At 31.6% G+C, this 25,086-nt stretch carries 23 protein-coding genes; 16 read left to right on the forward strand and 7 right to left on the reverse strand.

The features are described from left to right. Positions 1 to 29: 29 nt before the first annotated feature. On the forward strand, positions 30 to 1,247 hold the full coding sequence (locus HMPREF3125_RS08165) for a putative glycoside hydrolase (RefSeq protein WP_029055943.1): 1,218 nt from the start codon (positions 30 to 32) through the stop codon (positions 1,245 to 1,247). Between the two features lie 64 nt (positions 1,248 to 1,311). Here HMPREF3125_RS08165 and HMPREF3125_RS08170 read toward each other — a convergent pair whose 3' ends face one another. Both HMPREF3125_RS08170 and HMPREF3125_RS08175 read right to left on the reverse strand, forming a co-directional pair. Next, on the reverse strand, positions 1,312 to 2,673 hold the full coding sequence (locus tag HMPREF3125_RS08170) for an FAD-dependent oxidoreductase (RefSeq protein ID WP_070453047.1): 1,362 nt from the start codon (positions 2,671 to 2,673) through the stop codon (positions 1,312 to 1,314). 215 nt (positions 2,674 to 2,888) lie between these two features. Further along, the gene (locus HMPREF3125_RS08175) at positions 2,889 to 3,446 is read right to left on the reverse strand and encodes a cell surface protein (RefSeq protein WP_070453050.1); all 558 of its coding nucleotides are present in this window, start codon (positions 3,444 to 3,446) and stop codon (positions 2,889 to 2,891) included. 304 nt (positions 3,447 to 3,750) lie between these two features. Between HMPREF3125_RS08175 and HMPREF3125_RS08180 the strand changes: the two genes are divergently transcribed. After that, positions 3,751 to 4,683, forward strand: coding sequence for a hypothetical protein (locus HMPREF3125_RS08180; protein WP_017636631.1), 933 nt, complete (start codon positions 3,751 to 3,753; stop codon positions 4,681 to 4,683). Positions 4,684 to 4,740: 57 nt separating this feature from the next. Here the strand turns inward: HMPREF3125_RS08180 and HMPREF3125_RS13060 are convergent, their stop codons facing one another. Continuing rightward, positions 4,741 to 5,172 (reverse strand): hypothetical protein, encoded by a 432-nt coding sequence (locus HMPREF3125_RS13060; protein ID WP_072291833.1) that lies wholly within the window; start codon positions 5,170 to 5,172, stop codon positions 4,741 to 4,743. A 263-nt stretch (positions 5,173 to 5,435) separates the two neighbouring features. On the opposite strand from HMPREF3125_RS13060, the gene HMPREF3125_RS08185 reads away from it, so the two are divergent. Continuing rightward, a complete protein-coding gene (locus HMPREF3125_RS08185) occupies positions 5,436 to 6,773 on the forward strand; it encodes an aspartate aminotransferase family protein (RefSeq protein WP_070453053.1) in 1,338 nt (445 codons plus the stop codon). Positions 6,774 to 6,846: 73 nt separating this feature from the next. On the opposite strand, the gene HMPREF3125_RS08190 is transcribed toward HMPREF3125_RS08185, so the two are convergent. Continuing rightward, the gene (locus HMPREF3125_RS08190; RefSeq protein WP_070453056.1) at positions 6,847 to 8,301 is read right to left on the reverse strand and encodes an APC family permease; all 1,455 of its coding nucleotides are present in this window, start codon (positions 8,299 to 8,301) and stop codon (positions 6,847 to 6,849) included. Between the two features lie 333 nt (positions 8,302 to 8,634). Between HMPREF3125_RS08190 and HMPREF3125_RS08195 the strand changes: the two genes are divergently transcribed. The 5 genes from HMPREF3125_RS08195 to budA all read left to right on the forward strand — a co-directional run bounded on the left by HMPREF3125_RS08195 (position 8,635) and on the right by budA (position 14,048). Beyond that, positions 8,635 to 9,321 carry a YoaK family protein gene (locus tag HMPREF3125_RS08195; protein WP_017636628.1) on the forward strand — a complete coding sequence of 229 codons (687 nt, stop codon included), beginning with the start codon at positions 8,635 to 8,637 and terminating at the stop codon, positions 9,319 to 9,321. 31 nt (positions 9,322 to 9,352) lie between these two features. Next, positions 9,353 to 10,234, forward strand: a complete 882-nt coding sequence (locus HMPREF3125_RS08200) for a cidABC operon transcriptional activator CidR (protein WP_017636627.1) — start codon at positions 9,353 to 9,355, stop codon at positions 10,232 to 10,234. Positions 10,235 to 10,580: 346 nt separating this feature from the next. Next, the gene (locus tag HMPREF3125_RS08205; RefSeq protein WP_017636626.1) at positions 10,581 to 11,534 is read left to right on the forward strand and encodes an L-lactate dehydrogenase; all 954 of its coding nucleotides are present in this window, start codon (positions 10,581 to 10,583) and stop codon (positions 11,532 to 11,534) included. A gap of 110 nt (positions 11,535 to 11,644) precedes the next feature. Continuing rightward, the gene (gene alsS, locus HMPREF3125_RS08210; protein ID WP_070453060.1) at positions 11,645 to 13,309 is read left to right on the forward strand and encodes an acetolactate synthase AlsS; all 1,665 of its coding nucleotides are present in this window, start codon (positions 11,645 to 11,647) and stop codon (positions 13,307 to 13,309) included. 34 nt (positions 13,310 to 13,343) lie between these two features. Continuing rightward, the gene (gene budA, locus HMPREF3125_RS08215) at positions 13,344 to 14,048 is read left to right on the forward strand and encodes an acetolactate decarboxylase (protein ID WP_017636624.1); all 705 of its coding nucleotides are present in this window, start codon (positions 13,344 to 13,346) and stop codon (positions 14,046 to 14,048) included. A gap of 62 nt (positions 14,049 to 14,110) precedes the next feature. Here budA and HMPREF3125_RS08220 read toward each other — a convergent pair whose 3' ends face one another. Further along, entirely contained in the window at positions 14,111 to 14,989 is an 879-nt protein-coding gene (locus HMPREF3125_RS08220) for an oxidoreductase (protein ID WP_070453062.1), read from the reverse strand. Positions 14,990 to 15,065: 76 nt separating this feature from the next. Between HMPREF3125_RS08220 and panB the strand changes: the two genes are divergently transcribed. The 7 genes from panB to HMPREF3125_RS08255 all read left to right on the forward strand — a co-directional run bounded on the left by panB (position 15,066) and on the right by HMPREF3125_RS08255 (position 22,085). Then, positions 15,066 to 15,884 carry a 3-methyl-2-oxobutanoate hydroxymethyltransferase gene (gene panB, locus HMPREF3125_RS08225; RefSeq protein WP_070453065.1) on the forward strand — a complete coding sequence of 273 codons (819 nt, stop codon included), beginning with the start codon at positions 15,066 to 15,068 and terminating at the stop codon, positions 15,882 to 15,884. Next, positions 15,877 to 16,728 (forward strand): pantoate--beta-alanine ligase, encoded by an 852-nt coding sequence (gene panC / locus HMPREF3125_RS08230; protein WP_070453067.1) that lies wholly within the window; start codon positions 15,877 to 15,879, stop codon positions 16,726 to 16,728. Before panB ends, panC begins: the two co-directional genes overlap by 8 nt. A gap of 1 nt (position 16,729) precedes the next feature. After that, positions 16,730 to 17,113: an aspartate 1-decarboxylase gene (gene panD / locus HMPREF3125_RS08235; protein ID WP_070453069.1), complete on the forward strand. Its 384-nt coding sequence runs from the start codon at positions 16,730 to 16,732 to the stop codon at positions 17,111 to 17,113. Between the two features lie 160 nt (positions 17,114 to 17,273). Beyond that, positions 17,274 to 18,215, forward strand: a complete 942-nt coding sequence (locus HMPREF3125_RS08240; protein ID WP_070453070.1) for a zinc ribbon domain-containing protein — start codon at positions 17,274 to 17,276, stop codon at positions 18,213 to 18,215. Then, positions 18,202 to 19,287 (forward strand): TcaA second domain-containing protein, encoded by a 1,086-nt coding sequence (locus tag HMPREF3125_RS08245; RefSeq protein ID WP_256278084.1) that lies wholly within the window; start codon positions 18,202 to 18,204, stop codon positions 19,285 to 19,287. Before HMPREF3125_RS08240 ends, HMPREF3125_RS08245 begins: the two co-directional genes overlap by 14 nt. A gap of 345 nt (positions 19,288 to 19,632) precedes the next feature. After that, positions 19,633 to 20,718, forward strand: coding sequence for a zinc ribbon domain-containing protein (locus tag HMPREF3125_RS08250; RefSeq protein WP_070453072.1), 1,086 nt, complete (start codon positions 19,633 to 19,635; stop codon positions 20,716 to 20,718). Then, positions 20,718 to 22,085 carry a zinc ribbon domain-containing protein gene (locus HMPREF3125_RS08255; RefSeq protein ID WP_070453074.1) on the forward strand — a complete coding sequence of 456 codons (1,368 nt, stop codon included), beginning with the start codon at positions 20,718 to 20,720 and terminating at the stop codon, positions 22,083 to 22,085. The genes HMPREF3125_RS08250 and HMPREF3125_RS08255 overlap by 1 nt, the downstream gene beginning before the upstream one ends. A 74-nt stretch (positions 22,086 to 22,159) precedes the next feature. Here HMPREF3125_RS08255 and HMPREF3125_RS08260 read toward each other — a convergent pair whose 3' ends face one another. Next, on the reverse strand, positions 22,160 to 23,842 hold the full coding sequence (locus HMPREF3125_RS08260) for a CocE/NonD family hydrolase (protein WP_070453078.1): 1,683 nt from the start codon (positions 23,840 to 23,842) through the stop codon (positions 22,160 to 22,162). 146 nt (positions 23,843 to 23,988) lie between these two features. Between HMPREF3125_RS08260 and HMPREF3125_RS08265 the strand changes: the two genes are divergently transcribed. Then, positions 23,989 to 24,576 carry a TetR/AcrR family transcriptional regulator gene (locus tag HMPREF3125_RS08265; protein ID WP_029055960.1) on the forward strand — a complete coding sequence of 196 codons (588 nt, stop codon included), beginning with the start codon at positions 23,989 to 23,991 and terminating at the stop codon, positions 24,574 to 24,576. A 59-nt stretch (positions 24,577 to 24,635) separates the two neighbouring features. Here the strand turns inward: HMPREF3125_RS08265 and HMPREF3125_RS08270 are convergent, their stop codons facing one another. Beyond that, positions 24,636 to 25,085, reverse strand: a complete 450-nt coding sequence (locus HMPREF3125_RS08270; RefSeq protein ID WP_070453081.1) for a VOC family protein — start codon at positions 25,083 to 25,085, stop codon at positions 24,636 to 24,638. Between the last annotated feature and the right edge of the window lies 1 nt (position 25,086).

The following is a 25,086-nucleotide window of genomic DNA, read 5'->3' on the forward strand; positions in this document are numbered from 1 at the left end:
CTTTTTTAATACACATAAGGGGTTTAGGGATGAATCATAAAAAATTATGGGTGACATTAGCAGCAAGTTCAATAATTATCGCAGGTTGTAGTAATGGTAGCAATAATGGCAACAATGATAATAAAGATACTAATAAATCAGAACAAACAGCAAACCAAAAGAATAAAGTAGCATACCCTAAAGATGGTGTTAAAGGTATCTATGTTACGAGTAATTCAACACAAGGTGAGAAAATAGATCAATTGATTAAATATGTAAAAGATGCAAAATTAAATGCAATGGTTATCGATGTTAAAGATGACGAAGGTAATGTCACTATGAAATTTAATACAGGTAATAAATTGATAGATAAAAATACGATGGATATTGCAGAAGCAAAACCATTATTGAAAAAATTGAAAGATAATGATATTTATCCCATTGCTCGTATAGTCACATTTAAAGATACTAAATTAGCTAAAGAACACCCAGAGTGGTCATTTAAAGAAAAGGACGGCTCAGTTTGGCAAAATGGCAAAGGAGAAAGTTTTGTTAACCCATTTGTCAAAGATGTTTGGAAATATAATGTAAACATTTCAAAAGCAGCCGCAAAAGCCGGATTCCAAGATATTCAATATGATTATGTTAGATTCCCTGAAGGTTTTGAAAATGAAGCAGATCAATTAGATTATGATAAAGGCGATTATAAAAACAGTAAATTAAGTAAAGGTGACCAACGTGTAGATACGGTCACAAATTACTTAGAATATGCACATAAAGAATTAAAACCGTATAAAGTTAAAATATCTGCAGATGTTTTTGGTTATTCTGCACTAGTAAAAAATGCGCCAGGAATTGGACAAAGTTTCCCTAAAATCTCTAAAAATGTTGACGCTATTTCTTCAATGATTTATCCGTCCCATTGGAGTCCAGGCGATTTCGGATTAGAAGCGCCAGATACAGAACCATATAAAACAGTAAATAGATATATTCAAAAGGAAAATAGTATTTTAGATGAATTAGGTAAGAAAAAGCCAATTTCAAGACCTTGGATTCAAGACTTTACTGCTTCTTATTTAGGAGAGGGAAATTATAAAGAATATGATGCACAAGCATTATCTGATCAAGTCCAAGCTTTAAAAGACAATGGTGTGAATGAATTCTTATTATGGAATGCAGGTAATGACTATACTGAAGGCGCTAACTTTAATCCTAAAAAAGGTGAAAACCAAGATAAAGATTATCAAAAGGATAAACAAAATAAGTAGAAATTAAAAACACCTCTTGTGGCCAATTAACCACAAGAGGTGTTTTACAATCAATAATATTGAATTAGAATAACATTTGATCGCTACCGAACGTATCATTTAATGCTTGTTGAGCTAATACGTTTAAATAGTTCCAAGGACGGTCATAATCTGGTTGGAAGAAGAAGTCTTGTACTGCTAATTGTTCTAAAGTATAACCAGCAGAGATTGCAATAGAAATAGTATTAATTGCTTCTGTGACGTCTTCTTTAGACATTAATTGAGCACCTAGAATTCTATGACTATCTTCATCAAATATCACTTTCATGTGAATGTCTGTTTCATCTTGCATGAATTTAGGTCTAATAAGTTCTTTGACATATTTTTCACCTAAATTACCATCATAGCTGTCTTTTTCAGTTCCATGAACACCAGTTTGACCAAATTTATAATCAAATAATTGTAATCCTGAAGTACCAGAGACACGTGGCATTTCTACGTCATGACCTAACATATTTTTAGCAGCAGTCACACCTTGACGTCTTGAATTAGTAGCTAATGCAATATAACGGTCTTCTTCAATAGGTGCAAATGGTACTAATGTAGCATCGCCACCAGCATAAACATCTTTAGCTGAAGTTTCTTGTTTATGATTAATTTCGATAATACCTTTATTACCTAGTTTAATTTTGCCGTCTAACCATTCAGTAGCGGGTGCAACACCTACAGCTATTAATACTGTATCCGCTTCATATTCATTTTTATCAGTTACTACTTTATTTACATTACCTTCATTGTCGCCTTCTAAAGCTTTTACTGATTCGCCGCCAATAAATTCTAAGTTATGTCCTTTACTATTTTGTTCTAAAATATCAGTGAACTCAGAATCTAAATAGGTATTTAAAATACGTTCAGCAACATCGATAACTTTTGTTTCAATACCTGCTTTAGCAAATGCCTCTGCTGCTTCAATACCGATATAGCCGCCACCAACTACAACAGCTTTTTTAGCATTAGGCATGCGTTTTTTAATTTGATCTGCCCATTCGCGACCACGCATAAATAGTACGTTGTTATATTTATCTATACCATCAAAAGGTGGTGCAACGGCTTTACCACCGGGACTTAAGAATAATTTATCATAAGATACTTCTGAACTATTGCCATCTTTTTCAACTGTAACTGTTTTATTATCTGTATCTAAATCCGTTACAGTACTATTAACATGAATATTAACACCTTGGTCTTTGTATGATTGTTCGTTTGCATAGTGTAAAGAATCTAAAGAAGGTGATACATCTTCTAAATAGCTTTGAATACCACAAGAAAGGAATGAAGGTTTGTCACCACTTTCGAATACTTCTATTTCTGCATTTTTATCTTCTTTTAAAATAGTTTGAATAACTTCGTAACCTGCATGGGATGTACCTACAATTACATATTTCATTATTACATTACCTCCTAATGTATTTATATATATAAGCGTTTATATATTGAATTTGTCTACAGATAATATATACCACGACATAGTTTTTTATTCAGGTTGTTCTAAAATAGTAGGCATTTTTCAAAAATTCGTCACTATTTAAATGAGAAATTATATAAAAAATAGAGAGCTATCATTTTAAAAACGATAACTCTCTACATATATATATATTGAATTTATGAGGTTTTTCTTAATTGTCTTTGGCTAATAAGTATTGTACCTGCAACAAGTGACATACCAGCTAATGCTTCATTAGGTAGTATATCTTTTTGGCCAGATTCAGGTAGTTCATCTGATTTTACATGACCAACATAGTAAGCATTTAACTCTTTTGTACTGTCTACAGATGTATTTTCTTGTTTAGCATGTTCTTTTTCGTTATAGGATTTTGAACTAATACCTTGTGCAGTATAATTATCTTTTGAATTTAAAGTACTATATTCTCCAAAGTTACCACTTTTATATTCAACTTCACCATTTTTATATACTTTATATGTTCCAACGCCAACACCAGATTTATTGTTTATACCAATGATGAAATATTGTCCTTTATCTTTAACTTGATTAAAGTTTTGCAAGTCGGGATTACCACCACTATTTGTCATAGCCTGTTTTGCCACTTGGACGGCATTGTTTGTTGTGACTTCCTCAGCTTTAGCTTCACTAGCAAATGATGTTGAAAAGAGAACAGCAGTTGCTAAAACAGTTGTTACTAGTATAGAGCGTTTCTTCATAATGAAAACCCCATTTCCAATTAGTGAATGATTTAATATTTCTTACATCAATAGTGTACCACCCATTTTTTATAAATAAGCTAATTTAAAGTAATCAACACTTAAACTTTAAGTTATGTTAAAGAACTTAATAATTCATACAGATGGGACTACAACGATTTAAATTGATGTTGAAAACAATACTATTGTTAAAGTTATGTAAATTACAACTATTGTGTAAATGGATATATGTTTTTGAAATAATGTAGTTTATAATAAAATTATAATGTAATGTATATACAAAAATAACAAAGGGGATTGTTTAATGAAAAAGGTAGCAGGGGCTTTATTAACAGCATCTTTACTTTTAGCAGGGTGCAGTTTTGGAAATAATGACAATGACAAAGGAAGTTCTAAAGTATCTGATGACTCAACTAGTGAGAGTAATAGTAACAGTGATAATAAATCGAATAACAATCAATCTTCACAATCTAGTAGTAGTTCAAATAATTCATCTTCAAATCATTCAAAATCACAACAAGAAGATACAAACTCTGAAGAATATTATGCTAAAGTTTGGTTAACTGCGCTAGATAGTTATAGAGGTTCTAAAGAAAGCCAATTTGAAGATTTAGAAATCCAACATGGAGATGCGTCAAATGGGCTCGTTAATCCATACATGCCTAAAAATTCTGCTCGTTTACCAGAAGGTACTCAAGTATTATTACCGAGTGTTAATGCAGCAGGTCAGGTTGTATATAAAAATAACAATGATGGCACAATCACACTTTATAATGTTCCATCACATTTCCAAGGAAAAGAATGGGTTACACCTAGTTATTCCGATAGAGAAACACAAAGAATTATAGATGAAGCGAAAACAGTTAAATTATATGATGCGAGTCAATCCGAAATTGATAAAATGTTAAAATACATGTCATCTGAAGAAGTTAAAGGTTTTGGAGAACCTATTGATGAAAATCAAGATTTTAGTGAATCAGACGATTCTGATGATAGTGATAGTTCTTCAGATTCTGAAGACACAACTGTAACGCGTGATAACGTGATAGATAAAGTTGAAGATTATGAAGGTCACAAATTAGATACTGACACATACACATATAAAGAACCAGAAAAGAATAGTGATGGAGAGTGGGGCTTCTCATTCACTGATAAAGACGGTGACCTAGCAGGATCATATATTGTTGACGAAGATGGTAATGTTACTAAATATGATGAAAATGGTGACGAAGAATAGAAAAAGTTAAATAAGCTAAAAAAGGTCGATGCATGAATTTGCGTCGACCTTTTTGCTTTATCTATATTTATTGTTCCTACTAATGAAACTGATACTGATATACATTAATAAAGTGAAAATAATATGTGCAATCATCCACCACATGTATTCTAACCAACTAAATGTGAAAAATGATCTTTGAGCAATACTAATAAGTAAAGGGTACATAATTACAAATATAATCATTAATGGTAGATAAGCTAAATGATAAAAATGTTTAGAAATATAATACAAAATCACAAAAACAATATAAATGCTAATACCAATAAATAGGTGAATAATTATCTCCATCCAAGTTGGTACATTTTGAGGATTAGTTAAAAAATCTATATTAAGTAACAATTGAGTTAAGTGCGTATGTTGTAAAAATAAGTCTATAACGACATTACTTATTAATAAGATAAAGGAAATGATTATAGCACTTAAAAAATGGTATAAAATTTTTAAAATAAATAACACATCCTAACAGTTATTTGATAGTAATGATTTCCCTATTTACTACTATTTATACACAAATATTTCAGTATAAATAGTAGTTATGATTATTTTTAGTTAGAATTTTCGGAAAATATTTACAAATCTGAAAAATATTAGTATATTGAGTACTATCATCAAATCGAAATCATTTTATAACTGAGGAATAATGAATATTATTTTATCTAATTAATTAACAGTAATGAAGTGAAGTTCAATCATGGAAGGATGATTTGATTATGAGTAAAGCGCACGACTTAATAAAAGAAGATGAGCAATATTTTGCTAAATCTGGAAGAATCAAATATTATCCTTTAGCCATTGATCATGGCTATGGTGCAACATTAGTTGATGTTGATGGCAAAGAATACATTGATTTATTAGCTAGTGCAAGTTCACAAAATGTAGGGCATGCACCAAAAAAAGTAACAGATGCAATTAAAAAACAAGTCGACAAATTCGTACATTACACACCTGCTTATATGTATCATGAACCATTGATTCGTTTGTCTAAAAAATTATGTGATATTACACCAGGTGACTACGAAAAAAGAGTGACATTCGGTTTAACAGGATCAGATGCTAATGATGGCATTATCAAATTTGCCCGAGCATATACTGGTCGACCATATATTATTAGTTTTACTAATGCCTATCATGGCTCAACGTTTGGGGCTTTATCCATGTCAGCGATTAGTTTGAATATGAGAAAAAGTTATGGACCGTTATTGAATGGTTTTTACCATATTCCATTTCCTGATAATTATAGAGGTTTATTTGAACAACCCGCTTCAAATACTGTAGATGAATATTTAGCACCACTTCGAGAAATGTTTGATAAGTATGTCCCAGCTGAAGAAGTCGCTTGTATTGTTTTAGAAACGATTCAAGGCGATGGAGGTTTATTAGAGCCAGTGCCAGGTTATTTCAAAGCTTTAGAAAGTATTTGTAGAGAACATGGCATACTCATTGCTGTAGATGATATTCAACAGGGATTAGGTCGCACAGGTACATGGAGTTCAGTTGAACACTTTGATTTTACACCTGATTTAATTACATTTGGCAAATCATTAGCTGGTGGATTACCTATGTCAGCTATTGTTGGCCGTAAGGAAATTATGGAGACACTAGAAGCTCCGGCTCATTTATTTACTACGGGTGCTAATCCTGTTAGTTGCGAAGCGGCATTGGCGACCCTTGAAATGATAGAGGAAGAACATTTACTTGAAGCAAGCACTGAAAAGGGTAAATATGTGCGTCAAACAATGGATCGATGGGTAAAAGATTACGACTGTATCGGAGATGTAAGAGGTATAGTATTATCAATAGGTATTGATGTCGTATCTAATTCTATAGAAAAGACACGTGATCCAGAAGCTGCATTAAAGATTTGTAACTATTGCTTTGATAAAGGCATAGTTATTATCGCAGTTGCAGGTAACGTATTAAGGTTCCAACCTCCATTGGTTATCACATATGAACAGTTAGATTATGCTTTAACTACAATTGAAAATGCGATAAAAGCATTAAATAATGGAGAATTAAATCAATATGAAATAGAGGGCCAAGGTTGGTAATCTATAGTGAAAATATCTAAAAAAAGAGAGTTCCACAAAGTGAATTAAACTTCGTGGAACTCTTTTTTTGTTTTTAAGATTTTTTAGGTGAGTGATATGCATCGTCACGGTCTTTTTTAGAATGTCTCATTCCATAAAATAGATAAATGATTATACCAACAATAAACCAAATTAATGTATATAATTTAGCTTCAAAACTTAATCCCCAGAATACTAATAGAACAAGGATAAAAGTTACTGCTGGTAATACTGGATACAATGGTAACTTAAACGATGGAACAGGTAAGTCTTTACCTTCACGTTTTCTAAGTTGATACATTGCTAACGAAACAAACATAAATGCTATTAATGTTCCAGCTGAAATTAATTGTGCTAAGAAAGCAAATGGGAACATTGATCCAATAATAACGGCGACGATTGTTAAAATAACTAAGGATCTATTTGGTAAATGTTTGTTGTTAAGTTTTCCTAACCAAGCAGGTAACAAACCATCACGTCCAAATGAATATAGCAATCTTGAACCTGCTAACATCATTCCAATTAAAGCAGTAAACATACCAATAACTGAGATAGCTTGTACTATAGCTGCAATAATACCATGACCACTTTCACGTAATGCCCAACCTACAGGCTCAGCATTATCAGCGTACTGACTGTAATGGAACATACCTACTAATACTAATGCTACCGCTACAAATAATATGACAGCAATGACTAAAGAACCTAAAATACCTCTAGGCATTGTTTTAGAAGGGTTAACCGCTTCTGCAGAGTTAGCAGCGATTGAATCAAATCCAATATATGCTAAGAAAATCATAGATACGCCAGCATAAATACCTTGCCAACCACCGAAATCACCTGCATCAGTTACTTTATGTTCAGGAATAAATGGAACATAATTGCTAAAGTTAAGGGCAGTTAAACCTACAATTACAAATAATATGATAGCTAATACTTTTAAAATTACTAAAATATTTTCCATACGAGCAGCTTCACTCATACCTCTTGATAAAAGTAATGCAGTTAAAATAATAACAATGGCAGAGACAATATCAATGACACCGCCATTACTACCTAATGGATTCGATAATGCTTTAGGTAATTCTATACCGAGAGGCTTAATTAGACCCCTTAAATTGGCCGAGAAACCAGATGCAACGAATGCAACGGCAATGAAGTATTCTGCTAATAAGGCCCATCCTGCAACCCAACCAAAGAATTCACCAAATAAGACATTGATCCATGAATAAGCAGAACCAGCAAAGGGCATTGTAGAGGCCATTTCTGCATATGTAAATGCAACTAATCCGGCTACAATAGCTGCTAATAAAAATGATAGAGCTACTGCTGGACCTGCATGTTCCGCAGCTACTACCCCAGGTAATGTAAATATTGATGTGGAAACGATAGTACCCACACCTAATGCAAGAAAATCACGAACACGTAAAGTTCTTTTTAAATGACCATCTTTACTTTGATAGATGGAAGGATCTTCTTTTTGTGTTAAACGTTTAAAAAAACTAGACATACTAAACCTCCGTAAATAAATGAGTTATATTTAACTGTCATTTTAATAATTTATATAATAGCATAAATCGTTTATATTTTGTCTAAAAATTCTGAAAAATTAAAACTTTCCGTTTTAATTGGAGGATATTGTTGACAAAATATTCAAATATAAAAGGATAAACTTGATTATAACAGAAAATAACTCTATAAAAAGTATTTTTTTTAATAAATGTGAACTATATTTTAGCTTTTTACAATTTATTCTTTACAATAGAGTTATATTGAACTTATCAATAAAATAAAGATTATCACGTTTTAATATTTTAAAAGTAAAAAAATAGAGGCGATAAATGTGGCTTTAGAAAAATTTATTAGAGAAAATATATATCAAAGTAAAGAAATTGCCGTACTTCTTACCTTTGTAGGCGGATACATTGATGCATATACCTTCTTAACTAGAGGTGGCACACTGGCAGCCGGACAAACAGGAAATATTATATTTCTTGCGTCAGAGTTATCACATAGTGATTTAAATGGAGGAATGTTAAAAATTTCGTCAGTCATTTCATTTATGGTTGGTGTCATGTTCGTCTCTTTAATCCATCATCAAATGGCAACACGATATTGGAGATTAGTATCTTTAGTGCCTATCACATTAAGTTGTATTATTGTCGGGTTTTTACCTACTTCTGTTTCAAATTTATATATTCTCCCTCCACTAGCATTTGGTATGGCAATGCTTACAACATCTTTTAGTAAAATTGAGGGTGAAGGATATAATAATACCTTCTCTACAGGAAACATTAAGAATGGTGTCATTGCATTGAGTGAGTATATGTTAAATAGGGATAAGGCTCAATTGAGAAAGGCTCAACTTTACATTAGAATAGTATTAAGCTTTATTATTGGTGCCATCGTCTCAGCAGAAGTTCAACTATTTTTAGGAACTTATGCCATATTAGTTGCGGCAACAATATTGATAGTCATTTTTATATTTTACAGTTCATTAATTTATAGAAGAGAACATACAGCTGAATAACTACTAAACTTTAATTTAAGAGGTAAAAGCTATGGAAATAAAACAAATCAAATACTTTGTTGAAACAGTCAGACGTGGTGGTATGACACAAGCATCAGAACATCTATATATCGCACAGTCAACGATAAGTAAAGCAATCAAAAGTATAGAAAATGAATACGATATAACATTATTCGATCGTTCTCAAAAGCAAATCAAACTGACAGATATTGGTCAGACATTTTATGATAACAGTTTAGAATTTTTAGCGTTATTTGAAAAACTATCATTAGAGATGAATGATGTCATGAATGTGCAAAAAGGACATATTAGAATAGCCTTGTCACCAATGATGAATGTTCAATTATTTACTGATAGTTTGAATCAATTTCACCAGTTATATCCGAAAGTGACTTATGAAGTCATGGAAGGTGGAGGTAAAATAGTTGAGAACCTCACAGAAACAGATGAAGTAGATATTGGAATTACGACGTTACCTGTCGATGCATCATTATTTCATTCAGTTTCACTATATAATGAAGAGTTATTGTTAGTGGTTAGTAAAAATCATTCACTAGCACAACAAGAAAAAGTCGATTTAGCTGAACTTAAAGAGGAAGAATTTGTATTGTTCCATGATGATTATTATCTTAAAGATCAAATTATTGAAAACTGTAAGCGACTAGGATTTTATCCTAAGACTGTAGCTAATATATCTCAAATTAGTTTTATAGCGAATATGATTAGTCAAGGTATCGGAATTAGCGTGGTACCAGAGAGTTTAGTTCGTTTAATGGGAGATAATGTAAAAGCATTACAATTAGAAAATGCAGATTTATCATGGCATCTAGGTTTAATTTGGAGAAGAGATGCATATCTTAATTTTGTAACACGTGAATGGATTCAATTTATAAAAGACTTAAGAACGAAATAGACATTTAATTTAATATCAGAACAGTAAAAAATACTTTAATGGACATGTACATTGAAGTATTTTTTCTATTACTTTTTTCTATATCAAACCTATTCCTTTTTGGAATGTTATTAATCGAAATTATGTATTTTATTAATACTTAACAAACTACTATAATTAAGTGCGTAGGGAACTTAAAACCAACAAATTAGTGACGTTAACATCATTTGAACCCTTGTATGTTTACACACAAATATTAATAAAGTATATTTAAAATGAAAGTGGATTATATGTAATTAAATATATGTATGAGGCGATAACATATGCTTTGTATTCAGTCTCATCAAAAATGAAGGAGTTTTTCGATATGAAAAAATTTGGTAAAAAAGTTGTTTTAGTTGGAGATGGCTCAGTAGGATCTAGTTATGCATTTGCAATGGTAACTCAAGGTGTTGCAGATGAATTCGTAATTATCGATATTGCTAAAGATAAAGTTAATGCTGACGTTCAAGACTTAAACCACGGCGCACTTCATAGTGATTCACCAGTTGTCGTTAAAGCTGGAGAATATAGTGATTGTAATGATGCAGATTTAGTTGTAATTACAGCTGGAGCACCACAAAAACCAGGTGAAACACGTTTACAATTAGTAGAGAAAAACACAAAAATCATGAAAGATATTGTAACTAGTATTATGGATAGTGGTTTTGATGGTTACTTCTTAATCGCTGCAAATCCAGTAGATATCTTAACTCGTTATGTTAAAGAGTTAACTGGATTACCAGCTGAACGCGTTATCGGTTCAGGTACAGTATTAGACTCTTCAAGACTTAGATATTTAATTAGTAAAGAATTGAATGTAGCACCTGCAAGTGTCCACGCTTCAATTATTGGTGAACACGGTGATTCTGAATTAGCTGTATGGTCAAAAGCCAACATTGCTGGTATTTCAGTTTATGACACACTTAAAGAACAAACTGGTAGCGAAGCTAAAGCACAAGAAATTTATGAACAAACAAGAGATGCTGCTTATGAAATCATTCAAGCTAAAGGTTCAACTTATTATGGTATTGCACTAGCATTATTAAGAATTTCAAAAGCATTATTAAATAATGAAAACAATGTATTAACTGTATCTTCACAATTGAATGGTGAATATGGATTTAATGGTGTATATGTTGGTGTACCAACTTTAATCAATGAAAATGGTGCAAGCAAGGTTTATGAAACACCTTTAAGCGATCATGAAAAAGAATTATTCAAACAATCTGTTGAAGCATTAGAAACAACTTATGATTCAGTGAAACATCTTTTAGATTAATCTATCAGAATATACTTTAAATATTTTATCAAGTAATGGGGAATCATTTTCACACTGATGTTATCGTCACGATAAAATAAATATGTGAAAAATGGAAGGAAATGAATAGCATGGCAGACAAACAATATACTGCAGCCGATATGGTAATTGATACTTTTAAAAATAATGGTATTGAGTACGTATTTGGTATTCCAGGTGCAAAAATTGATTATTTATTCAATGTATTGGAAGACGACGGACCAGAACTTATTGTAACGCGTCACGAGCAAAACGCGGCAATGATGGCACAAGGTATAGGACGATTAACTGGTAAACCAGGTGTCGCACTTGTTACAAGTGGTCCAGGAGTGAGTAACTTGACTACTGGATTATTAACAGCAACATCTGAAGGAGATCCCGTATTAGCATTAGGAGGACAAGTTAAACGTAATGACTTACTTCGTTTAACACATCAAAGTATCGACAATGCTGCTTTATTAAAATATTCAACAAAATATAGTGAAGAAGTTCAAGATCCTGAATCTTTATCAGAAGTTATGACAAACGCAATGAGAACAGCGACATCAGGTAAAAATGGTGCAAGCTTTATTAGTATTCCGCAAGATGTCATTTCAGCACCAGTTCAATCTAAAGCAATCGCACATTGTGAAAAACCTAGTCTAGGTATTCCAAGTGAACAAGATATTAATGATGTGATTGAAAAGATTAAAAATGCTGAATTCCCTGTTTTACTTGCTGGTATGAGAAGTTCAAGTGCTAACGAAACGAACGCAATTCGTAAATTAGTTGAAAAAACCAATTTACCAGTTGTAGAAACGTTCCAAGGTGCTGGCGTGATTAGTCGTGAATTAGAAAATCATTTCTTTGGTCGTGTAGGATTGTTCCGTAACCAAGTTGGTGATGAATTACTTCGTAAAAGTGATTTAGTAGTTACAATAGGTTATGATCCAATTGAATATGAAGCAAGTAACTGGAATAAAGAATTAGATACTAAAATTATCAATATTGATGAAATTCCAGCAGAAATTACTAATTATATGCAACCAATGAAAGAATTAATTGGTAATATTGCAGGAACAATTGAAATCATTTCTAACAAAGTTGATGAACCATTTATTAATCAACAACATTTAGATGAATTAGAAAAATTAAGAGCGCATATTATTGAAGAAACTGGTATTAAAGCAACACATGAAGACGGTGTGTTACATCCAATCGAAATTATCGAATCAATGCAAAAAATGCTGACTGATGATACAACTGTGACAGTGGACGTAGGTAGTCACTATATATGGATGGCTCGTAAGTTCAGAAGCTATAATCCAAGACATTTACTATTCAGTAATGGTATGCAAACATTAGGTGTTGCTTTACCTTGGGCTATTTCAGCTGCACTTGTAAGACCAAATACACAAGTTGTTTCAGTTGCTGGAGATGGTGGTTTCTTATTCTCAGCACAAGATTTAGAAACAGCCGTGCGTAAAAATTTAAATATCATTCAATTAATTTGGAATGATGGTAAATATAATATGGTCGAATTCCAAGAAGAAATGAAATATGAACGTTCATCAGGTGTAGATTTTGGTTCAGTTGACTATGTAAAATATGCCGAAGCATTTGGTGCTAAAGGAATACGTGTCACTAACCAAGAAGAACTAGAAGCAGCTATCAAAGAAGGATATGACACTGATGGTCCAGTATTGATTGATATTCCAGTTAACTATAAAGATAACATGAAGCTTTCAACAAACATGTTACCTGACGCATTTAACTAATAAAGATGAACACGAATTAGGAGTGAAATTGTTTATGACTAATGTCTTATACCAACACGGTACATTAGGAACATTGATGGCAGGATTACTAAAAGGGACTGCATCAATTAATGAACTATTAGAACATGGTGATTTAGGAATAGCAACACTTACTGGTTCTAATGGGGAAGTAATATTTATTGATGGTAAAGCTTATCATGCTAATGAACATAAAGAATTTGTTGAATTAAAAGGCGATGAATTAACACCTTATGCTACAGTAGCAAAATTCACAGCAGATACGACTTATCAAACTAAAGATAAATCATCTGAAGCGGTCTTTAATGAAGTGAAAGAAAAAATGCTTAGTGAAAATTTATTCTCAGCAGTAAAAATTTCTGGAGTTTTCAAAAAAATGCATGTACGTATGATGCCAGGTCAAGAACCACCGTATACTCGTTTAATTGATTCAGCACGTAGACAACCTGAACAAACTGAAACGAATATCAAAGGTTCTGTAGTTGGTTTCTTTACACCAGAATTATTCCATGGTGTAGGTTCAGCAGGTTTCCATGTTCATTTTGCTAACGATGATCGTAACTTTGGTGGTCACGTATTAGACTTTGAAGTCGAAGACGTTAAAGTTGAAATACAAAACTTCGAAACATTTGAACAACATTTCCCATCATATGATGAAACATTTACAAATGCTGATATTGATTATAAAGATATTGCAGATGAAATAAGAGAAGCTGAATAATTATAGTAAAACTGAGGCGTGATAGATCACGTCTCAGTTTTTTGTTTGTCTATAAAAATAAATTATTGTGAACTTGAATTTTGAATAATACGTTGTTGATAGCTAGATAAAAATGAATAAATAGTATCTAAATAAGGCGTATGTAATTGATGTTGTCGTGCCTTATTGTATATATAGCCCTGTATTGCTTCCATTTCTAAAGGCCGATCAGACATGATATCGTAATACATACTTGTTCCCATTTGATCAGGATAACCTTCATATATTGTCATAATAGAGTTTAGCGTGCTTTCATCAAAAGTGATTCCCTCAGCATTTGCTACTGTAATACCCTCTGAAATAATTTCTCTACAAATATGTTTAATATGAGCTGAATGCAAAATTTTAGCTGTATCACGACCTACTGCTGTTATTGAATTAATTCCTAAATTGACTAATAGTTTATACCATATTTTTTGTTCAATATTATCTTCAAGTATTATTTCAATTTTAGTTTTGTTAGTTAACTTTTGTAATTGTCGTGTTCTTGGTGTATTTTTCAAATGAAGACAATAGTCTCTATAATGCACGATATTATTATTGTTTTTCTGACCACTAATATAGACTACAGCTTGATATGCATGTTCATAAGGAATTTTCTCTAGATATCCATATCCGTTTTGAGCAAGGATAATTAATGTATTTTCATGTATGATTGAAGATAATTTTGAAAGTACAGAATCTAGTTGGTATGTTTTAACGGCAATGAATAGTACATCAAGAGGTTGAATTATATTCTGATAAGGTGTAACAGACATTGTGATTGCTTCTTTTTCATATTCTGGGAAATAATGTAATTCTTGTCTTTTTTTACCAATTAATAAAGTGTCAGGATATTTCTTTTGTAATTCAATAGCTATAGTCGTTCCAACAGCTCCAGGACCAATAACACCAATTGTCATAATATTTATGCTTTCCTTTCTTGATTAGATTCATTATACTATTGCTAATAATATAGGAAATTGAGGATGAATTGAATTGAAAACTTTAGCTCAGTTAATTGAAATGAAACAAAAAGGTAACAAAATTTCAATGGTTACTGCTTATGATTTTCCTAGTGCAAAACAAGCACAACAAGCAAATATAGATATGATACTAGTAGGAGATTCCTTAGGGATGACTGTGTTAGGTTACGAAAGTACAGTTCAAGTTACAATAGATGATATGATACACCACGCAAAAGCCGTACGTCGTGGAGCGCCAGACACGTTTGTAGTCGTAGATATGCCAATTGGTACGGTTGGTATCAGTGATGAGTTGGATTTACAACATGCTTTAGATTTATACCAACAAACGAACGCAAATGCGATTAAAGCGGAAGGTGCACATTTAGCAACGTTTATAAAAAAAGCGACTAGAATGGGTATTCCCGTTGTAGCTCATTTAGGTTTAACACCACAAAGTGTAGGCGTAACAGGATACAAATTACAAGGTAGTACTAAAGAAGCAGCTTTACAATTAATTGAAGATGCTCGCCTTATGGAAGAATCGGGTGCAGTTGCATTAGTTCTTGAAGCAATACCAAGTGATCTTGCCCAAGTAATTAGTGAAAAATTGTCGATTCCAGTCATAGGTATCGGTGCAGGAAAAGACACTAATGGGCAAGTATTGGTTTATCATGACATGCTCAACTATGGTGTTGAACGTCATGCAAAATTTGTTAAGCAATATAGTGACTTTTCAATTGGTATTAATGGTTTAAAACAGTATAATGAAGAAGTTAAATCAGGCGCATTTCCCTCTGAAACACACACGTATAAGAAAAAAATTATGAGTGAGGTAAATAACAATGACTAAAGTGATAACAACGGTAAGTGAAATGCAAAATATTGCTAAAGAATATAAGACACACGGACAAACGATAGGTTTTGTACCTACTATGGGTACTTTACACGAAGGTCATTTGAAAATGATGGAATTATCATCAGAATTTAATGATGTAACTGTAGTGAGTATTTTTGTTAATCCACTACAATTCGGACCTAATGAAGATTTTGATGCATATCCTCGCCAAATTGATAAAGATGTTGAAATGATAGAACAAATTGATGTTGATTATGTGTTTTATCCAAGTGTAGAAGAAATGTATCTTGATGAACTAGGTGTAACACTTAAAATTGGTAAATTAGCACATGTACTTGAAGGTGCACAACGTCCGGGACATTTCGAAGGTGTTGTAACTGTAGTTAATAAATTGTTTAATATTGTAAGTCCAGATTATGCTTACTTTGGTAAAAAGGATGCGCAACAACTAGCAATTGTAGAAAAAATGGTCAAAGATTTTAATCATCCAATTGAAATTATAGGTGTGGATATTGTTCGAGAAAAAGATGGATTAGCAAAAAGTTCAAGAAATGTTTACTTAACAGTAGAGGAAAGACAAGAAGCGGTTCATTTAAGTAAGAGTTTGAAATTAGCACGTGAATTATATAATAATGGAGAACGCAATAGTTCAGTTATTATAGATGAAATTACTCAATATTTACTTGATTACACAAGCGGTCAAGTAGATGAAGTAGCTATCTATAGTTATCCAGAGTTAGAAGAACAAACTAAAATTGAAGGTCAAATCTTTATTTCATTAGCCGTTAAATTTTCAAAAGCACGTTTGATAGATAATATAATAATTGGAGCTGAATAAGTTGATAAGAACAATGATGAATTCTAAAATTCATAGAGCAAGGGTGACAGAAGCTAACTTAAACTATGTTGGAAGTATCACGATTGACTCAGATATTTTAGAAGCGGTTGATATATTACCAAATGAAAAGGTTGCAATCGTAAATAATAATAACGGTGCGCGCTTTGAAACTTATGTCATTGCTGGTGAAAGAGGTACTGGTAAGATTTGCTTGAATGGTGCTGCAGCTCGCTTAGTTGAAATAGATGATGTAGTTATAATTATGACTTATGCTCAATTAAATGAAGAAGAAATTAAGCATCATGCACCAAAAGTAGCTGTATTGAATGAACATAATGACATCATTGAAATGATACATGAAAAAGAAAACACAATTGTTTTATAACAGTGATAATTAAATATATAAATGCAAGTCCTAACAAATTAGTATAATTTATTGTTAGGACTTTTTAAATATTAATAAATAAAATAAAAATAATATAGAATAGGGTGTTGAAATGTAATATAATCTATCTAAATAGTTATAGTGGAGGAATTAAAAATTCATGAAATGTCTTAATTGTGGTCAGAATCATCAACCAGAAGATCGATTTTGTGTTCAATGTGGTGCAGAAATAATTAAACCAGATGAAGCGAGACAAAACGTTCCAACAGCATCTACAATGACAGAGGACCAACAACTTCAAAGTACTTCAAAGCAATCTCAGAAAAAAGATGATGTTAATAATGAACGTCAATTATATAAAAAGACGACATCGGTTCATCAAACAACGAGAAAGCGATCTACACTTGAAGAAAATGACTCATTTGTTGAAGAAATAACAGATGATAATATGTCATCGATGGAATATTTCTTTAAAGATTTACAAATTGAAGGTAAAAAATTCTTCACCCATGTATTTAAATCTGTGGATGATATTTTTGAGAATCAAGTCACATTTAATTATCGTTTTTTATTATCATTAGTATGTATAGGAACGTTGTTGAGTACTTTACTAATAATCATTTTATCTTCAGATTTATTTTTATTTATGGCAAGCAGCTCACCTTTAAAGATAACTTTCTATATATTGATGACAATGTTAGGTAGTACAACTTTATCAATTGGCGTGTTGTATAGTGTTTTGAAAATAAGTTTAAATACGAAAGTCCAACTTCACAAGGTCGTGTCTGATTTCATTGTCGTTAATACGTTTTCAGTCATAACATTATTAATAGGATTGATATTAGCTATACTAGGCGTAACAAAATTAGCTATCATTATCTTAGTTGTTGCTAGTGTTTTGTTATATATCATTTCACCGTCATATATTTTGGCTAAATATAGTGTTATGTATAGTACAAAAATCGCAAGCATATATAGTATCATTATCTATCAATTGGTAATGACAATTTTAGTTTATTTATTAGGTCATATGATTATAGAACAATTAATCAACGATTATCTTATGAAATTATGGGATAGTGGTTTTAATGGCTTACTGTAAACAATGCAAGAAACCTATGTATATTAATAATGATTACTGCACAAGATGTTATCATTCTATGTTAGCTGCAAAACAATATACAGAAAGATATTCGCATCAAATTCATTTTTCTCGTGCGTCTAAAAGGTATCGATTTCGCAAACCTAAAAAACCATTGTCACTTATAATACTGGTACTTTGTTTGATGACGATCATATTAATTAGTATTTTATCTTTCTATAGATTAGAAAACGCACTAGATAAAAAGGTTCAATTATTTTCAGATGCAATCGATCATAAAAATACGGACCAATTGATTGAATTAGTAATATCCAATAATCAACAGTTAGCAAATGAAGAAGCTAAGGCATATTTATCTTTAATTAATTCATTTGGTGGTAATAAAAAATTCTTACATCAATTAACATCTGCAGCATATCATTTAAAACAAAATAAAGTTAAAACACAAGATGTTGAATTAGAAGGAGTAACAATCTTAACGATACATCAACAGATTCATTTATTCGGTTTGTTTAAAAACTTTCAATTTGAAATACCACGATTTAACTTTACATTAGATGCTAAGGATAATGGTAAATTGACATATCGTTTAAATAACAAAAAGTATGATGTACGTTTAGTAAAAGGTCATATCGTTAGTTTAAATGCTGTACCTTTAGGTGAATATAAATTAGACGCGACTAAAAAAATCGGAAATCGTACATATGACGGTAATATTATTTTTAGTTTGAAAAAATATGGTACTTTAGCTAAAGAAGATTTTAGTGAAAAACGATTTAAAGTAACAACTAAAAATAGTTATATGTTTAATAAAATGGATTTAGTTATTAATGATAAAAATGTTGGTAGATTAAAAGACTATATTACTTATGGACCTTTTAGTGGAGAAGATGACTTGCTTGTTTATGGTGTAGGTTATGTAGGGAACCAAGCATTTAAATCAAATGAAGTGAATGTACCATCTATTAATAGTGATGAAAGTCCTGTTAATGTTGTTCTTACATTTAATGAAGCAGAAGTGTTTAGTAAATCTGATCCTCAACTAAATAAGAAAATACATAAAAATAAATAATAATAATTAAGAACCTGGGACATATCTTTTAGAAAAATGGCTAGTAAATGAGTTTATCAAAACCTCGTTTACTAGCTTTTTTATTTACAATACATCGTATTTTTGTGTGACTTTAAATTAAAAAATAAAACGCTTTTTATATTAGTAATAATTGTATCACCAATTACTTACTATCTATTAAAAAATATTTTTTTAGTAAAAATATCTATTAAGGTATTTGATATATCTAAAAATATAACAAACTTTATTAAAGGTTTTTAAAAATATTTGAAATTTCATAGAAAACAACATAAATAAAATGTTATAATTTGCAAAGATAAACAATAAAATACTGGAGGTACCATTATGAAATGCCCTAATTGTGGTCATCAAATCGAACAAGATGATGTATTTTGTGGAGAATGCGGCACAAAAGTTAATCGTCAATCTAATGCAGTTACATCAGCAGAGGACGATATTAAACAAGCTGATTCTCACTCAAATAAACAACAGGCCACTCAATCAACTCATAATAGCACAATGAATTCTACTAGCAATGCCTCACATGAACAATCACAATCAATGAATCAAAGTAATGCATCTGCAGAAACTCACGCAAATCACAATCAATACCAACACTCACAACCTAACAACACACAACAGCAATACCAAAATCAAAATCAAAACCCAAACCAGAATCAAAATCCAAATCAGAACCAATACCAGAATCAATATCAAAACTATAATCAAAATCAACAGTATCAACAACAACCACATCAGTATCAACAACAAACAAATCAGTTTAGTGAACAAGCTAAAGAAGTGACTCAAGAAAGTAAAGGTTTCTTCAAAAGTGCTTTTGTAGATCCTGATAGAGAGATTAAAAGTACTCATACATTCAGTTTTAAATTATTAGGTTCACTATTAGCAATTGGATTAATCGTACTTGCAATCATTCTTTTCTTAGCTATTCCAGAAGAAGTATCTTTATTTACTTCAGAATCCAAAATCGTGTTCTCTATTATTATTAGCTTAATTATTCTTTTAGCTGCAATTGTAGGTACAATATTCGGAATGACAAGATTAGTTGTAGTTCAAGCGATACCATTTAAAAAGGTATTTTCTGATTTCATATTAATTAATAGTGTCACAGTTGCAATGTTACTTGTATCTATCATTCTATTAGTTATGGAAGCATACACATTTGGCATGGTTGTCTTAATGTTATCTTTCGTTATACTTGTAGCTTCTGGTGTATATTTAATTGCAAAATATAGTGGTATTAACTTTACTAGATTTTCAAGTTTTTATGGTATTGTTATTTACTTAATTGTTATTTTTATCTTGATGAGAATTTTCGGAGAAGTAACACTTTCAAGTATTTTAGAATCATTTGATGAAACAAGAGATTCATTCTTTAATAACTTATTCGGTGGAGGTAGTGGTTATTAATGAAATATTGTAGTAATTGCGGTAAACCCTTACGCCAAGACGTTAAAATTTGTACTAATTGTGGGGCACCAGTTAACGCATCTCAGAATTCACAACAAAATTCTCACAATCATACTCATTCACAACAACATAACCAAGGTTATAATAATGCATCTATGTATCAACAATATGAACCACAACCGAAGAAAAGTAAGAAAAAAACAATATTAATCATTGTTATATTTGCAGTTGTTTTAGCAATGTTAATTGCTATCTTTGCGATTTTAAAACATCAATTTTCACCTGAAAAACAAGCAGACCAAATCGCACATGCAGTTAAGAAAGATGATGCAAAAGGTCTAGCTAAACAAGTGACTTCAGCAGATAATAAATTGAGTGAACAAGAAGCACGTGCTTATTTAAATTACCTCAAGGCTGAAGGCGACTTAACTAACGTAGCAAACCAAATTGAAAGTAATACGAAAGAAGTTGAGCATGGTAAATATCATAGTTTATCTGTTAATACAGACGATGATAATGTATTAAATATTGAAAAAGACGGCAAAAAATATTTATTCTTTAATAACTATAAATTCAATATTCCACAAAAAAAGGTATATATTGAACCTACTGATACCGGTGATATTACTTATAAATTTAATGGGGAAAAACATCATCTTTCTGTTGATGAAGCTGAAAGTAAACCAATGGGCACGTTCCCAATTGGAGATTATAATTTAAAGGCCTCTAAGAAAATGGAAGGTAAAACATTCGATGGTGCGATTAACATTACTATGAGTGAGGAAGACGGTATTGCGAAAGAATCATTTAGACAAAAGCGATTCAACGTAACTACTGAAGGTGGTTCAATGTTAGATGATATTAACATCTATGTGAACGATAAAAATGAAGGCGATGAATCTGATACATTTGGTCCTTATGATCCTGACGAAGATGTCATCGTATATGCACAAGGTACTTTAGAAGGTGAAACATTTAAATCAAGTTCTGTAAATGTTTCAAGTGCTAGTGAAGAAGATAATGGCGTATCAGACGTAACAGTCAAATTTGATGAAGACGCTATAGATGATTATTACGATAAGAAAATGGAATCAGACGATGATGATGACGATGATAGTGACAGCGACAGTGATTCAGAAGAAGTAACTCGTGATAACGTTATCGACAAAGTTGAGTCATATGAAGGACATACATTAGATACAGATGAATATACGTACAAAGAACCTGAAAAAACAGATGATGGCAAATGGGGATTCTCATTTGAAGATAAAGATGGTGATTTAGCAGGTTCATATACTGTAGATTCAGATGACGGTTATGTAACTGAATATGATGAAGACGGAGAAAAAGTAGGTTCTGGATACTAAAAGTTCCAGAAAGTAATTAATAATAAATGACCACCCAAAAGGAGCAATCCTTTTGAGTGGTCATTTTAATATATTTATTTTGTTATGGGAATGATTAGTTGAGAATCGTATTGTCCGCCAGTGTGAATATGATGATGTCCTTTATTTACTGTTTCGTTATGTTCATAACGTGTACTCATACCTGGTGTACTATTACCTTTTACTACTTCGCTTCCTTTGACGACAACTTCTAGTGTTTCGCCTTGTTTAAATAATGTACCTGAAGGTAGAAGTTCAATTTCTACAGGAACGACTTCACCATTATTAAGTTTTAATTCTTGTTCATGTGTATGCCAAGGTTGAGCAATGGTTGATTTTTCTTGATCTAATTCGCGATGTGAAGCACGTAACCAACCAGTTGCAACTTGACCATTTTCAATATGGTTAAAGTCAGGGAAGTGCACTTCATTACCACGACGATCTAATTTTTTAATACCTGCAAATAAATCCATATCGTCTGTATCATCTGTACTTACCCATAATTTTAAGTTCATATTACCTACTAATTCTGTATCTTTATCAAATGTATAACTGAAGCGTACTTCGTCTTGTTCATTTTCAGAATCATAACTAGTTGTATTTTCTTCAGAGACAGCATTTTGATTTAATGTTAATTCTTTACCATTTAAATATAGAGGAGTATATTCAGTATTTGGTAATGGGAATGATGTTGCTGTTTTGAATTCACCTCTATAGAATTGGTCTCTTACTTCATAAGTGACAGTTGGTGTGTCTTTCCAATCATTATCTTCTTCTTTTAGGTAATAATCGAAGAACGCTTTTTGACGTTCAAGATTTTCTCTAGCATAATAGCTTTCCCATTCTTTACGACCATGGATATATAGCCATTTGTCTTCTGAGCTTGCTTGTTTAAATCCTTCAAATGAACCACGATTGTGTAAACCTTGAGTTGACCAACTTGCACAAGCTAAGATAGGTGTTTTGATTTGATGAAGTGGTGCTTGGCGTTGTTTCCAGAAATCATCGAATAATGGATGGTCTTTTTGAGCTTGAATTAAATCTTCAATATTTGGATTATCTGTCCATCTCGCAAAGATTCCTTGAATCCAGAAACTATAGAATCCTGTATCTGGAATACCGCCGTGGAAAGCAACTTCACGATACATATCGTTTAAACCTTCCCATGGAATCATAGCTTTTAAATGAGGGGGATTTAATGACGCAACCCACCATTGCGTAACTGCAAGGTATGACACACCATTAGTTCCGATATTACCATTACTCCATTCTTGTTGTGCAGCCCATTCAATCACTTCATAGTAATCTTCTGCTTCACGTTTTGACCATGGAGATAAGACACCATTAGATTTTGAACTACCTCGTAAAGCAACTTTGATAACAACGTAATCTTGAGGTACCCAGAAACCTGGATCTGGTGATTCTTCAGGCGTGAAGCTTGAAGTAGGTATAGCACCTAATGTTGGCCAATTAGCCCCCATATTAGTTATTTTTGGTTTGTTATCTTTACCATACGTATCTGCAGACATCACTACTGGGAATTGACCTTCTTTGTTAGGACGGAAAATATTCACATATAATTTTTCGCCATCTTTCATTTCTACAGTAACGTCTTTTTCCATAATCATTTCTTGATTACCAAATTGTACACTATCTACAACAATATGATTTAAACCTTCTTTGACATCGTTAACATCTGTAACAGTTAATTTTGGATTTCCTAATAATTTGCTTGTCATATGAATCATCCTTTACATGATTTCTTTTTCTTTACACCTTCATGATAAGAGGTAATAATCAGAATTCCAATCATCAATGTCCTTAATTTGTGTAATAACCAACAAACAACGTATAATTGTTGTATAGAGATAAAGGATGTGACATTATGCCGCAAGATCGACGCATTAGAAAATCACAGCAAGCAATCAGACAAGCATTTATCGATTTATTGCATAAACAGGAATTAGAACAAATTACAGTTCAACAAATTTCAGATTTAGCAGACGTCAATCGTAGTACATTTTATACGCATTACATAGATAAATATGATTTATTAGAACAAATGGAAGATGAGCAGGTTAAAGAAATTAAAGTATTTATTGAAGAAAATGATGTATATAGTAATAAAGCAATATCAGCTGATAATATACGTACGATTATGGAGTTTTTAATTGGTAATATAGAAGAGAATATGTCGTTTTATCAACTTATGTTTAATATTGGTAAGGATTCCAATTTGCATGAGAAGCTATATGAACTTATCACAGGACATTTAAATCATTTTAAAAACGACAATAATAAAATTGGTAACATACCATTTTCTTATTTTATGAGTTATGTATCTGGAGCGGGGCTTTCATTTATACGTCATTGGGTAGAGGATCCTAACCGTATATCGAAAGAAGAATTGATTCAATATTTTTATGATATTGTCAATAACGGCCCAGCTACAATAATACAACGAGAGAAATAATAAAAAGGAGAGGTAACTTTATTTTTAAATAATACCTCTCCCTTTTTTAAATTTACTTTTTATTGTTGCATCGCATTATAATCTTGACCATGTAACATCCATCTTACGCCATATTTATCGTTGAAGACGCCCATTTTACCGCCCCAAAATTGTTCTGATAATGGTAGTTCAATAGTGATAGACTCATGGTCTTTAATTTTATCGTAGAAAGCTTCTACTTTTTCAGTTTCTTCTTTATCATTAACATCAAAATCAATTAATAATGAAATACCGTTATTATTTGGTTGAATACGTTCAAATGAATCTGCACCTAAAATTTTCACACCAACAATTTCAAATTCTGCATGCATAGTTGCTTCTTTAGCTTGTTCTTTTGTCATTCCAAAATGTTCTGCTTGATCTTCTCCAACTTCTAAACGTTTAATATTCGTCGCACCAAATACTTCTTCGTAATATTTTAAAGCTTCTTTAGTGTTTGGAAATGCTAAATAGGGTGATAATTGAGTCATA

It is taken from the genome of Staphylococcus sp. HMSC13A10 (assembly GCF_001808005.1).
GTDB classification, from domain to species: domain Bacteria; phylum Bacillota; class Bacilli; order Staphylococcales; family Staphylococcaceae; genus Staphylococcus; species Staphylococcus pasteuri.

What these genes read in the sequence shown, in the direction of transcription:
- HMPREF3125_RS08165 (WP_029055943.1), top strand. Translation starts at nt 30, where the DNA reads ATGAATCATAAAAAATTATGGGTGACATTAGCAGCAAGTTCAATAATT.
- HMPREF3125_RS08170 (WP_070453047.1), bottom strand. Translation starts at nt 2,673, where the DNA reads ATGAAATATGTAATTGTAGGTACATCCCATGCAGGTTACGAAGTTATT.
- HMPREF3125_RS08175 (WP_070453050.1), bottom strand. Translation starts at nt 3,446, where the DNA reads ATGAAGAAACGCTCTATACTAGTAACAACTGTTTTAGCAACTGCTGTT.
- HMPREF3125_RS08180 (WP_017636631.1), top strand. Translation starts at nt 3,751, where the DNA reads ATGAAAAAGGTAGCAGGGGCTTTATTAACAGCATCTTTACTTTTAGCA.
- HMPREF3125_RS08185 (WP_070453053.1), top strand. Translation starts at nt 5,436, where the DNA reads ATGAGTAAAGCGCACGACTTAATAAAAGAAGATGAGCAATATTTTGCT.
- HMPREF3125_RS08190 (WP_070453056.1), bottom strand. Translation starts at nt 8,301, where the DNA reads ATGTCTAGTTTTTTTAAACGTTTAACACAAAAAGAAGATCCTTCCATC.
- HMPREF3125_RS08200 (WP_017636627.1), top strand. Translation starts at nt 9,353, where the DNA reads ATGGAAATAAAACAAATCAAATACTTTGTTGAAACAGTCAGACGTGGT.
- HMPREF3125_RS08205 (WP_017636626.1), top strand. Translation starts at nt 10,581, where the DNA reads ATGAAAAAATTTGGTAAAAAAGTTGTTTTAGTTGGAGATGGCTCAGTA.
- alsS (WP_070453060.1), top strand. Translation starts at nt 11,645, where the DNA reads ATGGCAGACAAACAATATACTGCAGCCGATATGGTAATTGATACTTTT.
- budA (WP_017636624.1), top strand. Translation starts at nt 13,344, where the DNA reads ATGACTAATGTCTTATACCAACACGGTACATTAGGAACATTGATGGCA.
- HMPREF3125_RS08220 (WP_070453062.1), bottom strand. Translation starts at nt 14,989, where the DNA reads ATGACAATTGGTGTTATTGGTCCTGGAGCTGTTGGAACGACTATAGCT.
- panC (WP_070453067.1), top strand. Translation starts at nt 15,877, where the DNA reads ATGACTAAAGTGATAACAACGGTAAGTGAAATGCAAAATATTGCTAAA.
- HMPREF3125_RS08240 (WP_070453070.1), top strand. Translation starts at nt 17,274, where the DNA reads ATGAAATGTCTTAATTGTGGTCAGAATCATCAACCAGAAGATCGATTT.
- HMPREF3125_RS08245 (WP_256278084.1), top strand. Translation starts at nt 18,202, where the DNA reads ATGGCTTACTGTAAACAATGCAAGAAACCTATGTATATTAATAATGAT.
- HMPREF3125_RS08250 (WP_070453072.1), top strand. Translation starts at nt 19,633, where the DNA reads ATGAAATGCCCTAATTGTGGTCATCAAATCGAACAAGATGATGTATTT.
- HMPREF3125_RS08255 (WP_070453074.1), top strand. Translation starts at nt 20,718, where the DNA reads ATGAAATATTGTAGTAATTGCGGTAAACCCTTACGCCAAGACGTTAAA.
- HMPREF3125_RS08260 (WP_070453078.1), bottom strand. Translation starts at nt 23,842, where the DNA reads ATGACAAGCAAATTATTAGGAAATCCAAAATTAACTGTTACAGATGTT.
- HMPREF3125_RS08265 (WP_029055960.1), top strand. Translation starts at nt 23,989, where the DNA reads ATGCCGCAAGATCGACGCATTAGAAAATCACAGCAAGCAATCAGACAA.
- HMPREF3125_RS08270 (WP_070453081.1), bottom strand. Translation starts at nt 25,085, where the DNA reads ATGACTCAATTATCACCCTATTTAGCATTTCCAAACACTAAAGAAGCT.